Raw genomic sequence first — 15,574 nt, forward strand, 5'->3', positions numbered from 1 at the left:
TCGGCGCCGCCGGGCCGTCCACCATCCGGGCCGGCCCGGACGCCGTCAGAGGATCACGTGGGGCAGGAAGCGGGCGTACCCGTCGGTGACCAGGCCCGACGACTCGCGGATGCCGAGGCCGGCCGCCTCGCCCTCGACGACCCAGGTGCCCAGGACGACGTGGTTGCCGTCGAAGGCGGGCAGCGGGGCGAGCTGCTGGTAGCAGCAGGGTTCGTCGCGCGGCGCGGGCGCGCTGCCCGCCTCGTGGACCGTGACGCCGTCGCCCTCGCGGCCCAGGAGCGGCTTGGCGACCCAGCCGGGGCCGTCGGCGTCGGCCAGCTCGCGGGGCCCGTCGAGGTAGGCCGGGAGCAGGTTGGGGTGGCCGGGGTACAGCTCCCACAGGACCGCCAGCAGGGCCTTGTTGCTGAGCAGCATCTTCCAGGCGGGCTCGATCCACAGGGTGGAGCCGGTGCCGCCGCCGTTGTCGAGGGTGTCCAGGACGTGCCCGGCGAACCGGTCGGTGGTCAGCCACTCCCAGGGGTAGAGCTTGAAGCAGCTGCGGATGAAGCGGAGCCGGTTGTCGACGAACCGGCCGGACAGCGGGTCCCAGCCGATCTCCTCCACCGAGATCCAGTCGGTGTCCAGGCCGGCCTGCTCGGCGGTCTCCTTGAGGTAGGCGACCGTCATCAGGTCCTCGCCGAGCTCGTCGTCGGAGGAGTGCGCGAAGTACAGCGGGCCGCCGGGCGGCAGCAGCTTCCCCTGGCTGCGCCAGGCGGCGACGAGCCGTTCGTGCAGGGAGTTCCACTGGTCGGCGCCGGGGAAGCGCTCCTCCATCCAGAACCACTGCGGGGACGCCGCCTCCACCAGCGAGGTCGGGGTGTCGGCGTTGTACTCCAGCAGCTTCGCCGGGCCGGTGCCGTCGTAGCGCAGGTCGAACCGGCCGTAGACGGAGGGCAGTTCGGCGCGGCGGTGCCAGGCCTCGGTGACGGCGGCGGCGACGCGCGGGTCGGTGATGCCGAGGTCGGCGAGGCGGCCGGTGGCGACGATGTGCGCGGCGGCCTCGAGGCACATGCGGTGCAGTTCCCCGACGGTCTCCTCCAGCGCCTCGACCTCCTCCAGGGAGAAGACGTAGTAGGCGCTCTCGTCCCAGTACGGCCGCAGGGATCCGTCGGGGTGGCGGGTGAGCGGGTAGATCAGGCCCTGCGCCTCGACGGTCTGCTGCCAGCCGGGGCGGGGGGCGACGGTACGGCGTTCCATGGGTGGTCGGGTCCTCGCGTCCTCGGCGGCTCGGCCGGTCGGCTCGTCGGGTTCTCGGGTCGTCGGCGCGTCGGCGTCGTCGGCGTCGTCGGCGCGTCGGGGCCTCGGGTCCGCTCAGCCGCCGCCGCTGCCCTTGCCGCCGCCGAAGCCGCCGCGGTCGACGCCGCCGCCGTGGCCGCCGCCCGAACCCCCGCCACCCTTGCGGGGCTTGCTGAACGAGCCGCCGTCGACCCAGCCGTTGCGCTTCTTGCCGCCGTAGTACCAGACGCCGGTGCGCGAGCCCGACTTGCAGTTCTTGTCCGCGACGACCTTGTAGCCCTTGGAGAGCTGGTAACTGCCGCGGTCCACGCAGCGCTTGTCCGGGTCCGAGGAGCAGGCGGTCAGGGCGGCGGCGAGCAGTCCCATGCCGCCGAGGACCACCGTGCCGGAGCGCAGTCGTCGTCGTGTGTCGGCCATCGTTTCCCCCGTGATGCGTTCGTTTCCGTCGGATGTGGTGTCCGGTTCCCGTCGGTCAGCCTAGAGATCGGTGTGACCGGCCCCGCAAGGACCCCTGCCCCCTGCCCCTCACCTACAGTCGCCTCGTGCTCTTCGGAATGGTGTGTGCGCTGGCCGCGGCCCTCTGCTTCGGTACCGCGACGGTGTTGCAGGCGATGGCCGCGCGGGCCGCCGGGACCGGGGGCGGCGAGGCCGCGCTGTTGCTGCGGGCGCTGCGGCAGTGGCGGTACCTGGCCGGACTCGCCCTGGACGGGCTGGGGTTCGTCTTCCAGATCGCCGCCCTGCGGTCCCTGCCGATCTACGTCGTGGGCGCCGCCCTGGCCTCCAGCCTCGCGGTGACCGCGGTGGTCGCGGCCCGGCTGCTGCGGGTGCGGCTGAGCCGGGGCGAGTGGGCCGCGGTGGGCGTGGTGTGCGCCGGACTGGCGATGCTGGCGCTGGCGTCGGGACCGGAGGGCGAGGAGAGCGGGCCGGAGGCGCTGCCCTGGGTGATGCTGGGCGCGGCCGGGGCGGTGCTGGTGCTGGGCCTGGCCGGGACCCGGCTGCGGGGGCGGTCGCGGGCACTGGTGCTCGGTCTGGGCGCCGGGTGCGGGTTCGGGGTGGTGGAGGTGGCGGTCCGCCTGATCGACTCGCTGCGCCCGCTCGACCTGCTGACCGACCCGGCGGTCTACGCCCTGCTGCTCGGCGGCGGCGCCGCGTTCCTGCTGCTCACCTCGGCCCTCCAGCGCGGCTCGGTGACCACCGCCACGGCCGGCATGGTCCTCGGCGAGACGATCGGCCCGGCCGCGGTCGGCGTCGTCTGGCTCGGCGACCGCACCCGCCCGGGCCTGGCCTGGCTGGCCGTCCTCGGCTTCACGGTCGCGGTGGCGGGAGCACTGGCCCTGGCCCGCTTCGGGGAGGCACCGGCGGAGCCCGGCGCGGAACAAGACACGGACACCGGCGCCCTGCGGGAACGAGGCTGAGCTGATCGGCAGGCGCCTCGGAAGAGCCGCCGCCCCACCCCGCTACGGGACCCACCCGCTCCCTTGGATCCGCCGCAACGGCGGGCACCCACCGCGGCGGCCTCCGGCGGTGCCGAACCGGCCGGTGCCTCCGCCCGGCGACGACGCCCGCACGTCGCCCCACCCCCGCCGCGGCACCGGCCCGAGCACGCACTCCGCCGCACAACCCCCCGCCCACCCCTACGGCAGGACCCGGCACAACGCTTCCAGTGCCGCCGGCCAGCCGCGGTCCGACGGGCCGCCGTAGCCCACCACCAGGGCGTCCAGGGGCTCGGCGCGGGCCGCGGTGTGGCGGAAGCGGGAGAGGCCCATCAGGGCGAGGCCCTGCCAGGCGGCGGCGCGCACGACGGAGTCCTCGGTGCCGGGCGGGAGCTGGAGCACGGCGTGCAGTCCGGCGGCGATCCCGGTCACCCGCACGTCCGGCGCCTGGGCGGCGACCGCCTCGACGAGGGCGTCCCGGCGGCGCCGGTACCGCAGCCGGGAGGCGCGGACGTGACGGTCGTAGGCTCCGGAGGTCAGGAACTCGGCGAGGGTCAGCTGGTCGAGCACGCCCGTCGTGGGGCTGCCGACGAGCCGCGTCACCTCGGGGGTGAGGGACGGCGGCAGGACCAGCCAGGCGAGCCGCAGCCCCGGGGCGAGGGACTTGCTGGCGGTGCCGAGGTAGGCGACGTGGTCGGGGCCGAGGTCCTGGAGCGCGCCGACGGGCTGCCGGTCGTAGCGGAACTCGCCGTCGTAGTCGTCCTCCAGGACCAGCCCGCCGGTGCGCCGCGCCCAGTCGATGACGGCGGCCCGCCGCTCGGGCCGCAGCGCGACGCCCATCGGGAACTGGTGGGCGGGGGTGAGCAGGACGGCCCCCTCGCCGTCCAGGTCCTCGGTGCGGGTGCCGTGCGCGTCGAAGGGCAGCGGCGCGGTGCGCAGCCCGGCCCGCTCCAGCAGGGCCCAGTGCGGCGGCAGGCCGTAGGACTCGACGGCGACGGTGCGCGCCCCGCGTGCGTGCAGCACCTCGCCGAGCAGCCGCAGCCCGTGGGCGAACCCGGAGCACACGACGACGTTCTCGGGGTCGGCGCGCACGCCCCGGGCCCGGGAGAGGTAGGCGGCGAGCGCGGTGCGCAGTTCGGCGCGGCCGCGGGGGTCGCCGTAGCCGAGGGCGTCGTTCGGGGCGGCGTTCAGGGCGCGGCGGGCGGCCCTGAGCCACTCGGCGCGCGGGAACGCGGCGAGGTCGGGGGTGCCGGCGTCGAGGCTGTGGGTGGGGCGGCCGGGCGCGCGCGGGTGCGGCGGCGGCGCGGGCGGCGCGGGCACCGCCCGGTCGGCGACCCGCGTGCCGGAGCCCTGGCGGGCGGTCAGCCAGCCCTCGGCCACCAGGTCGGCGTACGCGTCGGCGACGGTGTTGCGGGCGACGCCGAGGTCGGCGGCGAGCGAGCGGGAGGACGGCAGGCGGGTGCCGGGCGCGAGGCGCCCGCTGCGCACGGCCTCGCGCAGCGCGTCGGTCAGCCCGCGCCGCACCCGCGGCCCGGTCGGCTTCAGGTGCAGGTCGACACCCAGGGTGGCCCAGGATTCCGGCATGGGAATGGACCATACTCCTGGGCTGCTTCGCTCCTAGGGTCGAGGGCATGAGCGCACAGACCACCACCACCGACACCCCCACGGACACCCCCGCCCCCACCGCGGACGGCACCGCCCGCGCCGCCGAGCACGCCCCGCGCCTGTCCTGGACCGAGCGCGCCCCGGAGGTCTACAAGGCCATGGTCCGGCTGGACGCGGCCGCCCGGCGGGGCCTGGACCCGACGCTGCACGAGCTGGTGAAGATCCGCGCGTCGCAGATCAACCACTGCGCGTTCTGCCTGGACATGCACACCAAGGACGCCCTGGCGGCGGGCGAGAGCGTCGAGCGGATCGTCCAGCTCGGCGCGTGGGAGGAGTCGCGGCACTTCTACACGGAGAAGGAGCTGGCCGCGATCGAGCTGACCGAGGCGGTCACCGTGCTGACCGACGGCTTCGTGCCGGACGAGGTCTACGAGCGGGCGGCCCGGCACTTCGAGGAGACCGAGCTGGCGCAGCTGATCGCCGCGATCACGGTGATCAACGCCTGGAACCGGTTCGGCGTGAGCACCCGCATGGTGCCGGGCCACTACCAGCCGGGGCAGCACGCGTGACGGCGCGCACGGCACACCTCGACCAGGCCGTCGCCCGGGCGCTGTCCGGGCTGAGCGCCGCCGCGAAGAAGGGCCTCGGCGACCCGGCCCTGGCCGAGCTGGTCGTCATCCGGGCCTCGCAGCTCAACCACTGCGCGTTCTGCCTGGACATGCACCTCGGGATCGCCCGGCAGCACGGCGTGCCCGAACGGCAGCTCGACCTGCTCGCCGCCTGGGAGGAGGCCGGGGACGTCTTCGACGAGCGGGAGCGGGCCGCGCTCGCGCTGACCGAGGCGGTCACCGTGCTCACCGACGGCTTCGTGCCGGACGAGGTCTACGACCGGGCGGCCCGGCACTTCGACGGGACCGCGCTCGCCCACCTGATCGGGCTGGTCGTGGCCATCAACAACTGGAACCGGGTGATGGTCGGCCGGCGGATCCCGCCCGGGGGGTACACCCCGTGAGCCCCGCGGAGACGGCCGGCGGACCGTCCGGCACGGGCGGGGCGGCGAGGTTCCGCGCCCTGCACCGGCGCCCCTCCCCCGACGACCCGCTGGTCCTGGCCGGCCCCTGGGACGCGGCGACGGCACGGGTGTGCGCCGACGCGGGCTTCCCCGCGCTCGCCACGCCCAGCGCGGGCGTGGCCGCCTCCCTCGGGTACGCGGACGGCGAGACACCGCCCGAGGAGATGTTCGCGGCCGTGGCGCGCATCGCCCGGGCCGTGGACGTGCCGGTGTCGGCGGACGTCGAGGACGGGTACGGGCTGGCGCCCGGTGAGCTGGTGGAGCGGCTGCTGGAGGCGGGCGCGGTCGGCTGCAACCTGGAGGACTCGGCCGGGGGCGTCCTGAAGGACCCGCGGGCGCACGCCGACTGGCTGGCCGAGGTGTGCGCCGCGGCCGGCGGGGAGCTGTTCGTCAACGCCCGCGTCGACACGTTCGTCCGCGGCGTCACCGACCCCGACCGAGCCATCGAGCGGGCCGCGCTGTACGTCGCCGCGGGCGCCGACTGCGTGTACCCGATCGGGGCTCCGGTGGACGTGCTGCCGCTGCTGCGGTCCGGCATCCAGGGCCCGGTCAACGTGTTCGCCCGGCCCACCGGGGGGCCCACCCCGTCCGAGCTCGGCGAACGGGGCGCCACCCGGGTCACGTTCGGGCCGGGCCTGCAGCGGCTGGCGACGGCGGCGCTGGCGGAGATCGCCGCCGACCTGGCGCCCCGCGGCACCGGGAGCTGACCCGGGCGGCTCAGCGGGGCCCCGGCCGGGCGGCCGACCAGTCCCGCACCAGGTCGCGCACGGTCGCGCGCAGCCAGGCGTGGGCCGGGTCGGCCTCGTGGCGGGGGTGCCAGGCCAGGCCGAGGCGCAGCGGGGGCAGGGGCAGCGGGATCTCGAAGGGCACCAGGCCGAGCGTGTCGGCGAGCGGCAGGCCCCAGGAGTGGACCAGGCCGACGAGGTCGGTCTCCCGGATGACGAACAGCGAGGCCGGGAGGGTGCCGACGGTGCCGGTCACCCGGCGGCGCAGCCCGAGCTCGGCGAGCGCGGCGTCGACGGGGCCGTGCAGCCGGCCGCGCCGGGAGACGATCAGGTGGTCGGCCGCGGCGAACCGCTCGGCCGTCAGCTCCCCCTCCAGCAGCGGGTGTCCGGCCCGCGCGACCCCGAGCATCCGGTCCTCGTGCAGGATCTCCACGTGCACCTCGGGGGCGGTGGAGTCGACCACGCCGACCTCCAGATCTGCGGTGCCCTCGCGCAGGAACGGCGCGTCCACGTGGCTCTCGCTCAGGAAGCGCAGCCGGATGCCGGGCGCCTCCTCGGCCGCGCGCGCAAAGAGCACCGCCCCGTGCGCGGCGGGCACGGCGTCGTGGCACAGGACCGTGAACGTCCGGCTGACGGTGCGCAGATCGGTGTCCGCGGCCGGGGCGAACAGCGCCCGCGCCCGCTCCACGACCGCGCTCACCTCGGCGCGCACCGCGAGGGCGCGGGGAGTCGGCACCATGCGCCGCCCGGCCCGCACCAGCACCGGATCGCCGAGCGCCCGGCGGATCCGGCCGAGCGTGCGGCTCATGGCCGGCTCGGAGAGGTGCAGCCTGCGGGCGGCGCCCTGCACGCTCTGCTCCTCCAGCAGCACGTCCAGGGCGAGCAGCAGGTTGAGGTCGATCCCGGTGGATTGCGTCATGTGCATGTGTCCCCTGCAAAGGTTGCACTGGAGTGCAGGCCAGTGTCGCGCCTACGGTGACAGGGCATCCCACCCCTCGTCCAGCTCCCGGGAGGAGCCGTGCCCGCGCACGCCCTGAAACGCTCGACCCTGCTCACCCTGTGCGCCTGCGTGCTCGTCGCGCAGAGCATGGTGGCCGCCATCAATCTCCTGATCCCGCAACTGGGTTCGTCGCCCCTGCACCCCTCGCCCACCGAGGTCCTGTGGACCGTCGACGCCTACGTCATCGTCTTCGCGGGCCTGCTCGTCCCGGCGGGCGCGCTCGGCGACCGGCACGGCCGCAAGGGCGCCCTGCTGGCCGGGCTGGCCCTGTTCGCCGCGGGCGCCGCGACCAGCGCGCTCGCTCCCTCGCCCGCCCTGCTGATCGCGGGCCGGGGCCTGTCCGGCGCGGGTGCGGCGCTGATCACCCCGGCGACGATGTCGATCCTGGTCCGGCTCGCCGGTCCCGAGCGCCGGGCGCAGGCGCTGGCGTCCTGGACGCTGGCCCTGGGCCTGGGCGGCCTCGCGGGCAACCTGGGCGGCGGCCTGGTCGGCCAGTTCCTGTCCTGGCGGGCGCTGTTCTGGGCGATGGTGCCGCTGGCGGCCGTGCTCGCGCTCGCCGTGGCGGTGACGACCCCGCGCACCGCCCGCTCCGCGCAGGGCAGTCCGGACCCGGTCGGCACGCTGCTGCTGACGGCCGGCCTGGTCACCGTGCTGTTCGGCATCATCGAGGGCCCGGGCCACGGCTGGACCTCGGCGCGCATCCTGACGGCGTTCACGGCGGGCGCGCTGCTGCTGGCGGCCTTCACGCTGCACGCCCTGCGCTCGGCCCAACCCCTCGTCGACCCGCGGGTGTTCCGCTCCCGCGGCCTGCGCACGGCGACGCTGGGTCTGGCCACGGGCTTCTTCGGCCTGTTCGCGCTGTTCTTCGTCAACTCCCAGTACCTGCAGGAGGTGAAGGGCTTCTCGCCGGCCGTGACGGGCCTGGCGATCGTGCCGCTGATCGTCGGCATGGCGCTGGTGCCCAGGTTCGCGGCCCGCTGGGCGGCGCACCCGCGCCCGGTGGTCGGCACCGGGCTCACCCTGATCGGCCTGGGCCTGCTGGCCGCCTCCACGGCCGACGCGCACACCCCGTACCCGCTGTACGCGTGCTGGCTGCTGGTCCTGTCGGCCGGGACGGGCCTGGCCATGCCCGCGCTCACCCTGGGCGTGGTGGTGTCCCTGCCGGAGCACCGGGCGGGGCTCGGCTCGGGCCTCGGCACCTCGGCCCGGGAGGTCGGCGCGGCGCTCGGGGTCGCCGTCGCCGGCACGGCGCTCGCGGGCCACGCCGACTTCGCGTCCGGGATGGGCCCGGCGCTGCGGGTGGTGGGCACGGTGGTGCTGGTGGCGACGGCGGTCGTGGTGGCCGGCTACCGCGGCACGGGCGGTGCGGCCCCGGTGGCGTCCGGTACGGCGCCCGCGAAGGAGCCGGTGGCCTGAAACGCGACGAGTCCCGCCCCGCGTGATGCGGGACGGGACTCGTGTCTCGGAGCGCCGGGCAGGCCTTGCACCTGCATCTCCCCGCAGGAAGCGGGGCGTCTTTCCTTGGACCACCAACGCACAGTCGGCTTCCGGGACTTCCCGGCGGCCGGTGTGTGATCAACTATAGCGCATCTCCGGGCTGACGATCACACACCGGCCGGGCACGGGCTGTCGGCCGTGCCCGGGGGCCCCGGCGGGCCGGCGTGGATCAGATGAGGCCGAGGGAGCGGACCGCCTCGCGCTCCTCCGCGAGCTCCTGGACGGAGGCGTCGATCCGGGCGCGGGAGAACTCGTTGATCTCCAGGCCCTGGACGATCTCGAACCGGCCGTCCTTGGTGGTGACCGGGAAGGACGAGATGAGGCCCTCGGGGACGCCGTAGGAGCCGTCCGACGGGATGCCCATGGAGGTCCAGTCGCCGTCGGCGGTGCCGTTGACCCAGGTGTGGACGTGGTCGATGGCCGCGTTGGCGGCGGAGGCAGCGGAGGAGGCGCCGCGGGCCTCGATGATGGCGGCGCCGCGCTTGGCGACGGTCGGGATGAAGTCCTCGGCCAGCCACTTCTCGTCGTTGACGACCTCGGCGGCGTTCTTGCCGGCGACCGTGGCGTGGAAGATGTCCGGGTACTGGGTGGCGGAGTGGTTGCCCCAGATCGTCAGGCGCTTGATCTCGGAGACCGGCGTGTTCGTCTTCTTCGCGAGCTGGGTCAGCGCGCGGTTGTGGTCCAGGCGGGTCATCGCGGTGAAGCGGTCGGCCGGTACGTCCGGGGCGGCGGCCTGGGCGATCAGGGCGTTGGTGTTGGCCGGGTTGCCGACGACGAGGACCTTGATGTCGTCCGCGGCGTGGTCGTTGATGGCCTTGCCCTGGGGCTTGAAGATGCCGCCGTTGGCCTCCAGGAGGTCACCGCGCTCCATGCCCTTGGTGCGGGGGCGGGCGCCGACCAGGAGGGCGACGTTGGCGCCGTCGAAGGCGACGTTCGGGTCGTCGGTGATGTCGATGCCCTGGAGCAGCGGGAACGCGCAGTCGTCCAGCTCCATCGCGGTGCCCTCGGCGGCGCCGAGCGCCGGGGTGATCTCCAGCAGGCGCAGCTTGACCGGCACGTCCGCGCCGAGCAGCTGGCCGGAGGCGATGCGGAAGAGCAGGGCGTAACCGATCTGGCCGGCCGCGCCGGTGACGGTGACGTTCACGGGAGTGCGGGTCATGGCGTTCTCCGTATGACAGCTGGCGGTGGGGCGTCCCTGCCCCGGGGCGGGAACGGATGATCGATCTCTTGGCGTCAAGAGATCCACCGGTCAGGCTATCGCGCATCGGGCATCCCCGACCGCTGGGGCCGTGTGGCCCGTCCCACAGAGTGGACACCGCGCGAGGCGGCGGCCGCCGGTCCGGGAGGGGGTGGACGTGACGGCCGCCGTGGGGGGACCAGGCATCCGGACTCCCGTGGGGGTACGGATCGCGTGCCCCGTCCGGGGCGCCCCATGCGCGCCCCTGGTCCGCTGGCCGAGGACCACGGCCGACACCAGTACGGCCACCAGGAGGACCGAGAGCAGCGCGACCGCCGCCAGCAGCAGGCGGCCGGTGGCCGGGCGGGGCGTGTTCCTCCAGCCGTTCCCACCAGGGGACGGTCGGGTCGTCCTCGTAGCCGCCGGCGCCGCCGTACGCGCCCGCGTCCCCGCCTTCCGGGCCGCCGCCCTGCGCCGCCGCCGGACGCGGCCACGCCTCGACCGCCAACTCCCAGCGCACCGCGAGCCGTTCGGCCTCCGTGCCGGTCAGTCCCGCCACCCGGCACAGCGCCGCGACGGCGTGCCGGGGCGAGGGCTGGACACCGTTGAGGTACCGCTGCCAGGAGGACCAGGAGCCCATCCCCCGCCTCCACGGCGTCGTCCCCTGGTCGCCCGGCCCGCCCGGGTCCGCTCCGGGGGACGACGGCGGACGGCTGTTCGGTTCCGTACCGGAACGGTCACTTCCGTGCCACAGCGGGCTGACAGCTGTTGAACGGCACGTTCACCGTGCGGGAGCGTGGAACGCGTCGGCGGCCCGCCCTCGCTCGGGGGAGGGGACGGGCCGCCGACGTGCCGTCAGTTGCTGACCGTGAAGTGCAGGGTGTCCTTCAGGAACGGGATCTGCAGCCACGGACCGGGCTGCGCCATCAGGGCGAGCAGGACGATCGCGGCGCCCAGCACGCCGTACGTCACGATGTCGGTGAACCGCGAGCGCACGGCCAGCATGCCGACGCCCGGCAGCAGCCAGCGCAGCGCAGCGCCGACCAGCAGGGCGGCGCCGATCAGGATGCAGCCGACGCGGAACACGTCCAGCGCGGTCAGCAGCAGGCCCAGCGCCACCAGGCCCAGGACGGCGAGCATCGGCCACTGCCGGGCGGGCGCCGGCGCGTCCCCGGGAGCGGCCCGGCCGCCGCCCTCGGGGCGGGCGGTGTCCCGGGTGAACAGCGGGAAGCGGCGCGTGACACGGCGGGGCCGGCCCTCGGCGTCGGGCGCGCTGACCGGACCGCGCACCAGCGGCTTCTCGAACGCCTCGGCCCCCTCGGGCACGGGACCGAGGGACCCTTCCTCGCCGTCGGGGCCCGGGGCGTCGTCCGGGTCCGGGGTGTCCTCCGGGTGCTGCGTGTCCTGAGAATCCTGGGGGCGGGGCGCGTCCTGAGCGGTGACCGCGTTCTCCGCGCCGTCCGCGTCCCGCGTGGCGTCGGCGTCCTTCGGCGCGCCCTGGGCGCGGAGTTGCCGTCCTGGCTCAGCCGACACTGCGCTCCGCCGCCTCGACCACGTTGACGAGCAGCTGCGCGCGGGTCATCGGGCCGACACCGCCGGGGTTGGGGGAGATCCAGGCGGCGACCTCGCGGACGTCGGGGTGGACGTCGCCCACGATCCGGCCCTCGGCGTTGCGCGAGACGCCGACGTCGAGGACGGCCGCACCGGGCTTGACGTCCTCCGCGCGGATCAGGTGCGCGGAGCCGGCCGCGGCCACGATGACGTCGGCGCGCTTGAGGTGCGCGGACAGGTCACGGGTGCCGGTGTGGCACTGCGTCACCGTGGCGTTCTCGCTGCGCCGGGTCAGCAGCAGCGGCATCGGCCGGCCGATGGTCACACCGCGGCCGACGACCACCACTTCGGCGCCCTTGGTCTCCACGCCGTAGCGACGCAGCAGCGTGAGCACGCCGTTGGGGGTGCAGGGCAGCGGGGCCGGCTCGTTGAGGACGAGGCGGCCGAGGTTCATCGGGTGCAGGCCGTCGGCGTCCTTGTCCGGGTCCATCAGCTCCAGGATGCGGTTCTCGTCGATGCCCTTGGGCAGCGGGAGCTGCACGATGTAACCGGTGCAGGACGGGTCCTCGTTCAGCTCGCGGACGACCGCCTCGATCTCCTCCTGCGTGGCCGTGGCGGGCAGTTCGCGCTGGATGGAGGCGATGCCGACCTCGGCGCAGTCGCGGTGCTTGCCGGCGACGTACTTCTGGCTGCCGGGGTCGTCCCCCACGAGGATCGTGCCGAGGCCGGGCGTCACGCCCTTCTCCTTCAGCGCCGCCACACGGGCGGTCAGCTCGGACTTGATCTCGGCTGCGGTGGCCTTGCCATCGAGAATCTGGGCGGTCATGCCTCCATCCTCGCGGATGACCGGCCCCCGGTTCCAATCAGGGTGGCCGGCGGGCGGCCCGGCCCCCGTCCCCGGGGTGACCTCCGATGTTGCACTTGCACAACAGCCGTATATCCGACTGGACAAGTACTCGTCCGGCACATGACGATGAGCGGCGCATCACTGCGGTCCGGCAGGGGGACGAACCGCTCACGCCCACCCGTTCCTCCGCGGCATCCGCGACGTCCCCAGAGGCAACGGAGGAAACACAGTCATGAGCTTCGGCCAGCCCGGCGGCAACCCCTACGGGGAGCAGCCGCAGAACCCCCAGCAGCCCGGCTACCCGGCCTACCCGCAGGCCCCGCAGGGCATCCCGCCGCAGCAGGGCTACGGCTACCCCCAGCAGCAGCCCGGTTATCCGCAGCAGGGCTACGGCTACCCGCAGCAGCCGGGCTACGGCGCCCGTCCCGAGCTCGCCCACTGGGGCCTGCGCGTCGGCTCGTTCCTGCTCGACGGCCTGATCATCGCCGGCCCGATGTACGCGCTCATCGGCATCGCGGCCGCCATGGGCAGCGACACGGCGGCCGGGGCCGTCGTCACGCTGATCGGCGTCCTGTACGCCATCGGCATGGGCTTCTACCAGCTCTACCTGGAGGGCTCGACCGGCCAGACCACCGGCAAGAAGGTCGTCGGCACGCGCGTGCTGCGCGAGGCCGACGGCAGCACGCTGGGCTTCGGCATGGCCTTCGTGCGCCGCCTGGCGCACATCGTCGACGGCCTGCCCTGCTACCTCGGCTACCTGTGGCCGCTGTGGGACGACAAGAAGCAGACGTTCGCCGACAAGATGTGCTCGACCCTGGTGGTCCGCGCCCAGTAACGCGCCGGGCGCCACCGCGCCACATGAGAGGGCCCGCCGACCGGAGGAACGGTCGACGGGCCCTCTCATGCGCCCACGCCGCGGTCAGCGCGGCTCGGCGCTTCAGTGACTCGGCGTTTCAGCGGCTCAGCGGCTCAGCTCAGTGGAAGAAGTGCCGCGTGCCCGTGAAGTACATCGTCACGCCCGCCTCCTTGGCGGCCTCCACGACCTGCTCGTCCCGGATCGAGCCGCCCGGCTGGACGATGGCCCGCACCCCGGCGCCGATCAGGATCTCCGGGCCGTCGGGGAAGGGGAAGAACGCGTCGGAGGCCGCGAAGGCACCCCGGGCGCGCTCCTCGCCGGCCCGCTCGACGGCCAGCTTGCAGGAGTCCACGCGGTTGACCTGGCCCATGCCGACGCCGACCGAGGCGCCGTCCTTGGCGAGCAGGATCGCGTTGGACTTCACCGCGCGGCAGGCCTTCCAGGCGAAGGCGAGCTGCTGGAGCTCCTCGGGCGACAGGGCCTCGCCGGACGCCAGCGTCCAGTGGGCCGGGTCGTCGCCCTCGGCCTGGAGCCGGTCGGCGACCTGGAGCAGCGCGCCGCCGTCGATCGGCTTGACCTCGACCGCGCCGGCCGGGCCGTCGGGACAGCGCAGCACCCGGATGTTCTTCTTCCGGGTGAGGACCTCCAGGGCCCCCTCCTCGTAGTCCGGGGCGACGATGACCTCGGTGAAGATCTCCGCGACCTGCTCCGCCATCTCCTTGCTGACCGACCGGTTGACGGCGATGACCCCGCCGAACGCGGACAGCGGGTCGCACGCGTGCGCCTTGCGGTGCGCCTCGGCGACGTCCGAACCGATCGCGATGCCACAGGGGTTGGCGTGCTTGATGATCGCCACGCAGGGCTCGGCGTGGTCGTACGCGGCACGGCGGGCGGCGTCCGTGTCCGTGTAGTTGTTGTACGACATCTCCTTGCCGTGCAGCTGCTCGGCGGCCGCGAGCCCGCCCTCGCCGGAGGTGTAGAGGGCGGCGGGCTGGTGCGGGTTCTCGCCGTAGCGCAGGGTGTGCGCGCGCTGCAGCGAGGAGGCGACGAACTCGGGGAACTGCGAGTCGTCGGCGGGGGCGTAGGAGGACGCGAACCAGGAGGAGACGGCGATGTCGTACTCCGCCGTGTGCCGGAAGGCCTCGGCGGCCAGCCGCTTGCGGGCGGCGAGGTCGAAGCCGCCGTCCTTGACGGCCGCGAGGACGTCGGCGTACCGGCCGGGGCTGGTGACCACGGCGACGGAGGGGTGGTTCTTGGCGGCGGCGCGGACCATCGACGGACCGCCGATGTCGATCTGCTCCACGCACTCGTCGGGGGTGGCGCCGGAGGCGACGGTCTCGCGGAACGGGTAGAGGTTGACCACGACGAGGTCGAACGGCTCCACGCCCAGCTCGGCGAGCTGCTCGCGGTGGCTGTCCAGGCGCAGGTCGGCGAGGATGCCGGCGTGCACCTTCGGGTGCAGGGTCTTGACCCGGCCGTCCAGGCACTCGGGGAAGCCGGTCAGCTCCTCGACCTTGGTGACGGGGACACCGGCGGCGGCGATACGGCCGGCCGTCGACCCGGTGGAGACCAGCTCCACGCCGGCCTCGTGCAGCCCGCGGGCCAGCTCCTCCAGGCCGGTCTTGTCGTAGACGCTGACGAGCGCGCGACGAATGGCCCGCTTGTTGCTCTCGGCGGTCACTGGATAACTACCTTTCGTCCCTCAATGCGATGGCCGTTGCGGGCGAGCCGCCCCACGACCTCGACGAGCAGCCTTCGCTCGACGTCCTTGATGCGCTCGTGCAGAGCGCTCTCGTCGTCCTCGTCCCGGACCTCCACCACGCCCTGCGCGATGATCGGCCCGGTGTCGACGCCGTCGTCGACGAAGTGGACGGTGCAGCCGGTGACCTTGGCGCCGTACGCGAGCGCGTCACGGACGCCGTGGGCGCCGGGAAAACTGGGCAGCAGCGCGGGGTGGGTGTTCACGAACCGCCCGCCGAACCGCGCGAGGAACTCCTTGCCCACGATCTTCATGAACCCGGCGGACACCACCAGGTCCGGCTCGTACGCGCCGACGGCCTCCGCGAGCGCGGCGTCCCACGCCTGACGGGTCTCGTGGTCCTTGACCCGGCACACGAAGGTGGGCAGCCCGGCGCGCTCGGCGCGGGCCAGCCCCTCGATGCCGTCCCGGTCCGCCCCGACGGCGACGATCCGCGCTCCGTACGACTCGGCTCCGGTGCGCTCGATCTCGTCGAGGAGCGCCTGCAGGTTGGTGCCTGATCCGGAGACCAGGACGACGAGGCGCTTGGCCACGGGCTTGGCGGCCACGGTGGGGCCCTTTCTCGGGGAAGCGGTTGCGCGGTCGGCGTGCGTACGGCCGCTTTGTACGGTCGTACGAATGCTTCGCGCCCCCGGATACGGGGAAGTCTACGAAGCGGCCGACCGTCAGCAACGATACCGGCACTCCGGACGGCCCCCGTGGGACGGGGGCGCGGCCGGAAGGTAGCGTCTGCGGGAGCGGTCCCGGGAACGCCGTGGAGGCACGGCACGTTTCCCG

The 15,574-nt window shown here is 74.5% G+C and carries 15 protein-coding genes; 6 read left to right on the top strand and 9 right to left on the bottom strand.

Annotation, left to right across the window (positions count from 1 at the left end; genetic code table 11):
• Nucleotides 1-45: 45 nt before the first annotated feature.
• Both AQJ30_RS29830 and AQJ30_RS29835 read right to left on the bottom strand, forming a co-directional pair.
• Nucleotides 46-1,236, bottom strand: coding sequence for a glutathionylspermidine synthase family protein (locus AQJ30_RS29830; protein ID WP_067240073.1), 1,191 nt, complete (start codon nt 1,234-1,236; stop codon nt 46-48).
• Between the two features lie 114 nt (nt 1,237-1,350).
• Nucleotides 1,351-1,692, bottom strand: a complete 342-nt coding sequence (locus tag AQJ30_RS29835; protein WP_067240075.1) for a hypothetical protein — start codon at nt 1,690-1,692, stop codon at nt 1,351-1,353.
• Between the two features lie 137 nt (nt 1,693-1,829).
• On the opposite strand from AQJ30_RS29835, the gene AQJ30_RS29840 reads away from it, so the two are divergent.
• Nucleotides 1,830-2,690: a DMT family transporter gene (locus AQJ30_RS29840; protein ID WP_067240253.1), complete on the top strand. Its 861-nt coding sequence runs from the start codon at nt 1,830-1,832 to the stop codon at nt 2,688-2,690.
• A 219-nt stretch (nt 2,691-2,909) separates the two neighbouring features.
• On the opposite strand, the gene pdxR is transcribed toward AQJ30_RS29840, so the two are convergent.
• Entirely contained in the window at nt 2,910-4,292 is a 1,383-nt protein-coding gene (pdxR, locus tag AQJ30_RS29845; protein WP_067240077.1) for a MocR-like pyridoxine biosynthesis transcription factor PdxR, read from the bottom strand.
• Nucleotides 4,293-4,339: 47 nt separating this feature from the next.
• Here pdxR and AQJ30_RS29850 point away from each other — a divergent pair, with 47 nt between their 5' ends.
• From AQJ30_RS29850 to AQJ30_RS29860, 3 genes are read left to right on the top strand one after another with little or no spacing between them, the layout of a single operon-like run.
• Nucleotides 4,340-4,882 carry a carboxymuconolactone decarboxylase family protein gene (locus tag AQJ30_RS29850; protein ID WP_079084390.1) on the top strand — a complete coding sequence of 181 codons (543 nt, stop codon included), beginning with the start codon at nt 4,340-4,342 and terminating at the stop codon, nt 4,880-4,882.
• Complete coding sequence (locus AQJ30_RS29855) at nt 4,879-5,325, top strand: carboxymuconolactone decarboxylase family protein (protein ID WP_067240079.1); 447 nt, start codon at nt 4,879-4,881, stop codon at nt 5,323-5,325. The genes AQJ30_RS29850 and AQJ30_RS29855 overlap by 4 nt, the downstream gene beginning before the upstream one ends.
• Nucleotides 5,322-6,092 carry an isocitrate lyase/PEP mutase family protein gene (locus AQJ30_RS29860; protein ID WP_067240081.1) on the top strand — a complete coding sequence of 257 codons (771 nt, stop codon included), beginning with the start codon at nt 5,322-5,324 and terminating at the stop codon, nt 6,090-6,092. The genes AQJ30_RS29855 and AQJ30_RS29860 overlap by 4 nt, the downstream gene beginning before the upstream one ends.
• 10 nt (nt 6,093-6,102) lie before the next feature.
• Here AQJ30_RS29860 and AQJ30_RS29865 read toward each other — a convergent pair whose 3' ends face one another.
• Complete coding sequence (locus AQJ30_RS29865; RefSeq protein ID WP_067240083.1) at nt 6,103-7,035, bottom strand: LysR family transcriptional regulator; 933 nt, start codon at nt 7,033-7,035, stop codon at nt 6,103-6,105.
• A gap of 93 nt (nt 7,036-7,128) precedes the next feature.
• Here AQJ30_RS29865 and AQJ30_RS29870 point away from each other — a divergent pair, with 93 nt between their 5' ends.
• A complete protein-coding gene (locus AQJ30_RS29870) occupies nt 7,129-8,526 on the top strand; it encodes an MFS transporter (RefSeq protein ID WP_067240086.1) in 1,398 nt (465 codons plus the stop codon).
• Between the two features lie 250 nt (nt 8,527-8,776).
• Here AQJ30_RS29870 and AQJ30_RS29875 read toward each other — a convergent pair whose 3' ends face one another.
• The 3 genes from AQJ30_RS29875 to AQJ30_RS29885 all read right to left on the bottom strand — a co-directional run bounded on the left by AQJ30_RS29875 (nt 8,777) and on the right by AQJ30_RS29885 (nt 12,161).
• Nucleotides 8,777-9,766, bottom strand: coding sequence for a malate dehydrogenase (locus AQJ30_RS29875; protein WP_067240088.1), 990 nt, complete (start codon nt 9,764-9,766; stop codon nt 8,777-8,779).
• 873 nt (nt 9,767-10,639) lie between these two features.
• Nucleotides 10,640-11,110: a DUF3017 domain-containing protein gene (locus tag AQJ30_RS29880; protein WP_067240256.1), complete on the bottom strand. Its 471-nt coding sequence runs from the start codon at nt 11,108-11,110 to the stop codon at nt 10,640-10,642.
• A gap of 196 nt (nt 11,111-11,306) precedes the next feature.
• On the bottom strand, nt 11,307-12,161 hold the full coding sequence (locus tag AQJ30_RS29885) for a bifunctional methylenetetrahydrofolate dehydrogenase/methenyltetrahydrofolate cyclohydrolase (RefSeq protein WP_067240090.1): 855 nt from the start codon (nt 12,159-12,161) through the stop codon (nt 11,307-11,309).
• Nucleotides 12,162-12,414: 253 nt separating this feature from the next.
• On the opposite strand from AQJ30_RS29885, the gene AQJ30_RS29890 reads away from it, so the two are divergent.
• Nucleotides 12,415-13,017: an RDD family protein gene (locus AQJ30_RS29890; protein WP_067240091.1), complete on the top strand. Its 603-nt coding sequence runs from the start codon at nt 12,415-12,417 to the stop codon at nt 13,015-13,017.
• A 139-nt stretch (nt 13,018-13,156) separates the two neighbouring features.
• On the opposite strand, the gene purH is transcribed toward AQJ30_RS29890, so the two are convergent.
• Together purH and purN are read right to left on the bottom strand one after the other, a co-directional pair.
• Nucleotides 13,157-14,719 carry a bifunctional phosphoribosylaminoimidazolecarboxamide formyltransferase/IMP cyclohydrolase gene (gene purH, locus AQJ30_RS29895; RefSeq protein ID WP_067240092.1) on the bottom strand — a complete coding sequence of 521 codons (1,563 nt, stop codon included), beginning with the start codon at nt 14,717-14,719 and terminating at the stop codon, nt 13,157-13,159.
• A complete protein-coding gene (gene purN / locus AQJ30_RS29900; RefSeq protein ID WP_067240093.1) occupies nt 14,716-15,345 on the bottom strand; it encodes a phosphoribosylglycinamide formyltransferase in 630 nt (209 codons plus the stop codon). The genes purH and purN overlap by 4 nt, the downstream gene beginning before the upstream one ends.
• Nucleotides 15,346-15,574 lie beyond the last annotated feature (229 nt).

This window comes from Streptomyces longwoodensis, from assembly GCF_001514125.1.
GTDB lineage: Bacteria > Actinomycetota > Actinomycetes > Streptomycetales > Streptomycetaceae > Streptomyces > Streptomyces longwoodensis.

What these genes read in the sequence shown, in the direction of transcription:
- AQJ30_RS29830 (WP_067240073.1), bottom strand. Translation starts at nt 1,236, where the DNA reads ATGGAACGCCGTACCGTCGCCCCCCGCCCCGGCTGGCAGCAGACCGTC.
- AQJ30_RS29835 (WP_067240075.1), bottom strand. Translation starts at nt 1,692, where the DNA reads ATGGCCGACACACGACGACGACTGCGCTCCGGCACGGTGGTCCTCGGC.
- AQJ30_RS29840 (WP_067240253.1), top strand. Translation starts at nt 1,830, where the DNA reads ATGGTGTGTGCGCTGGCCGCGGCCCTCTGCTTCGGTACCGCGACGGTG.
- pdxR (WP_067240077.1), bottom strand. Translation starts at nt 4,292, where the DNA reads ATGCCGGAATCCTGGGCCACCCTGGGTGTCGACCTGCACCTGAAGCCG.
- AQJ30_RS29850 (WP_079084390.1), top strand. Translation starts at nt 4,340, where the DNA reads ATGAGCGCACAGACCACCACCACCGACACCCCCACGGACACCCCCGCC.
- AQJ30_RS29865 (WP_067240083.1), bottom strand. Translation starts at nt 7,035, where the DNA reads ATGCACATGACGCAATCCACCGGGATCGACCTCAACCTGCTGCTCGCC.
- AQJ30_RS29875 (WP_067240088.1), bottom strand. Translation starts at nt 9,766, where the DNA reads ATGACCCGCACTCCCGTGAACGTCACCGTCACCGGCGCGGCCGGCCAG.
- AQJ30_RS29885 (WP_067240090.1), bottom strand. Translation starts at nt 12,161, where the DNA reads ATGACCGCCCAGATTCTCGATGGCAAGGCCACCGCAGCCGAGATCAAG.
- AQJ30_RS29890 (WP_067240091.1), top strand. Translation starts at nt 12,415, where the DNA reads ATGAGCTTCGGCCAGCCCGGCGGCAACCCCTACGGGGAGCAGCCGCAG.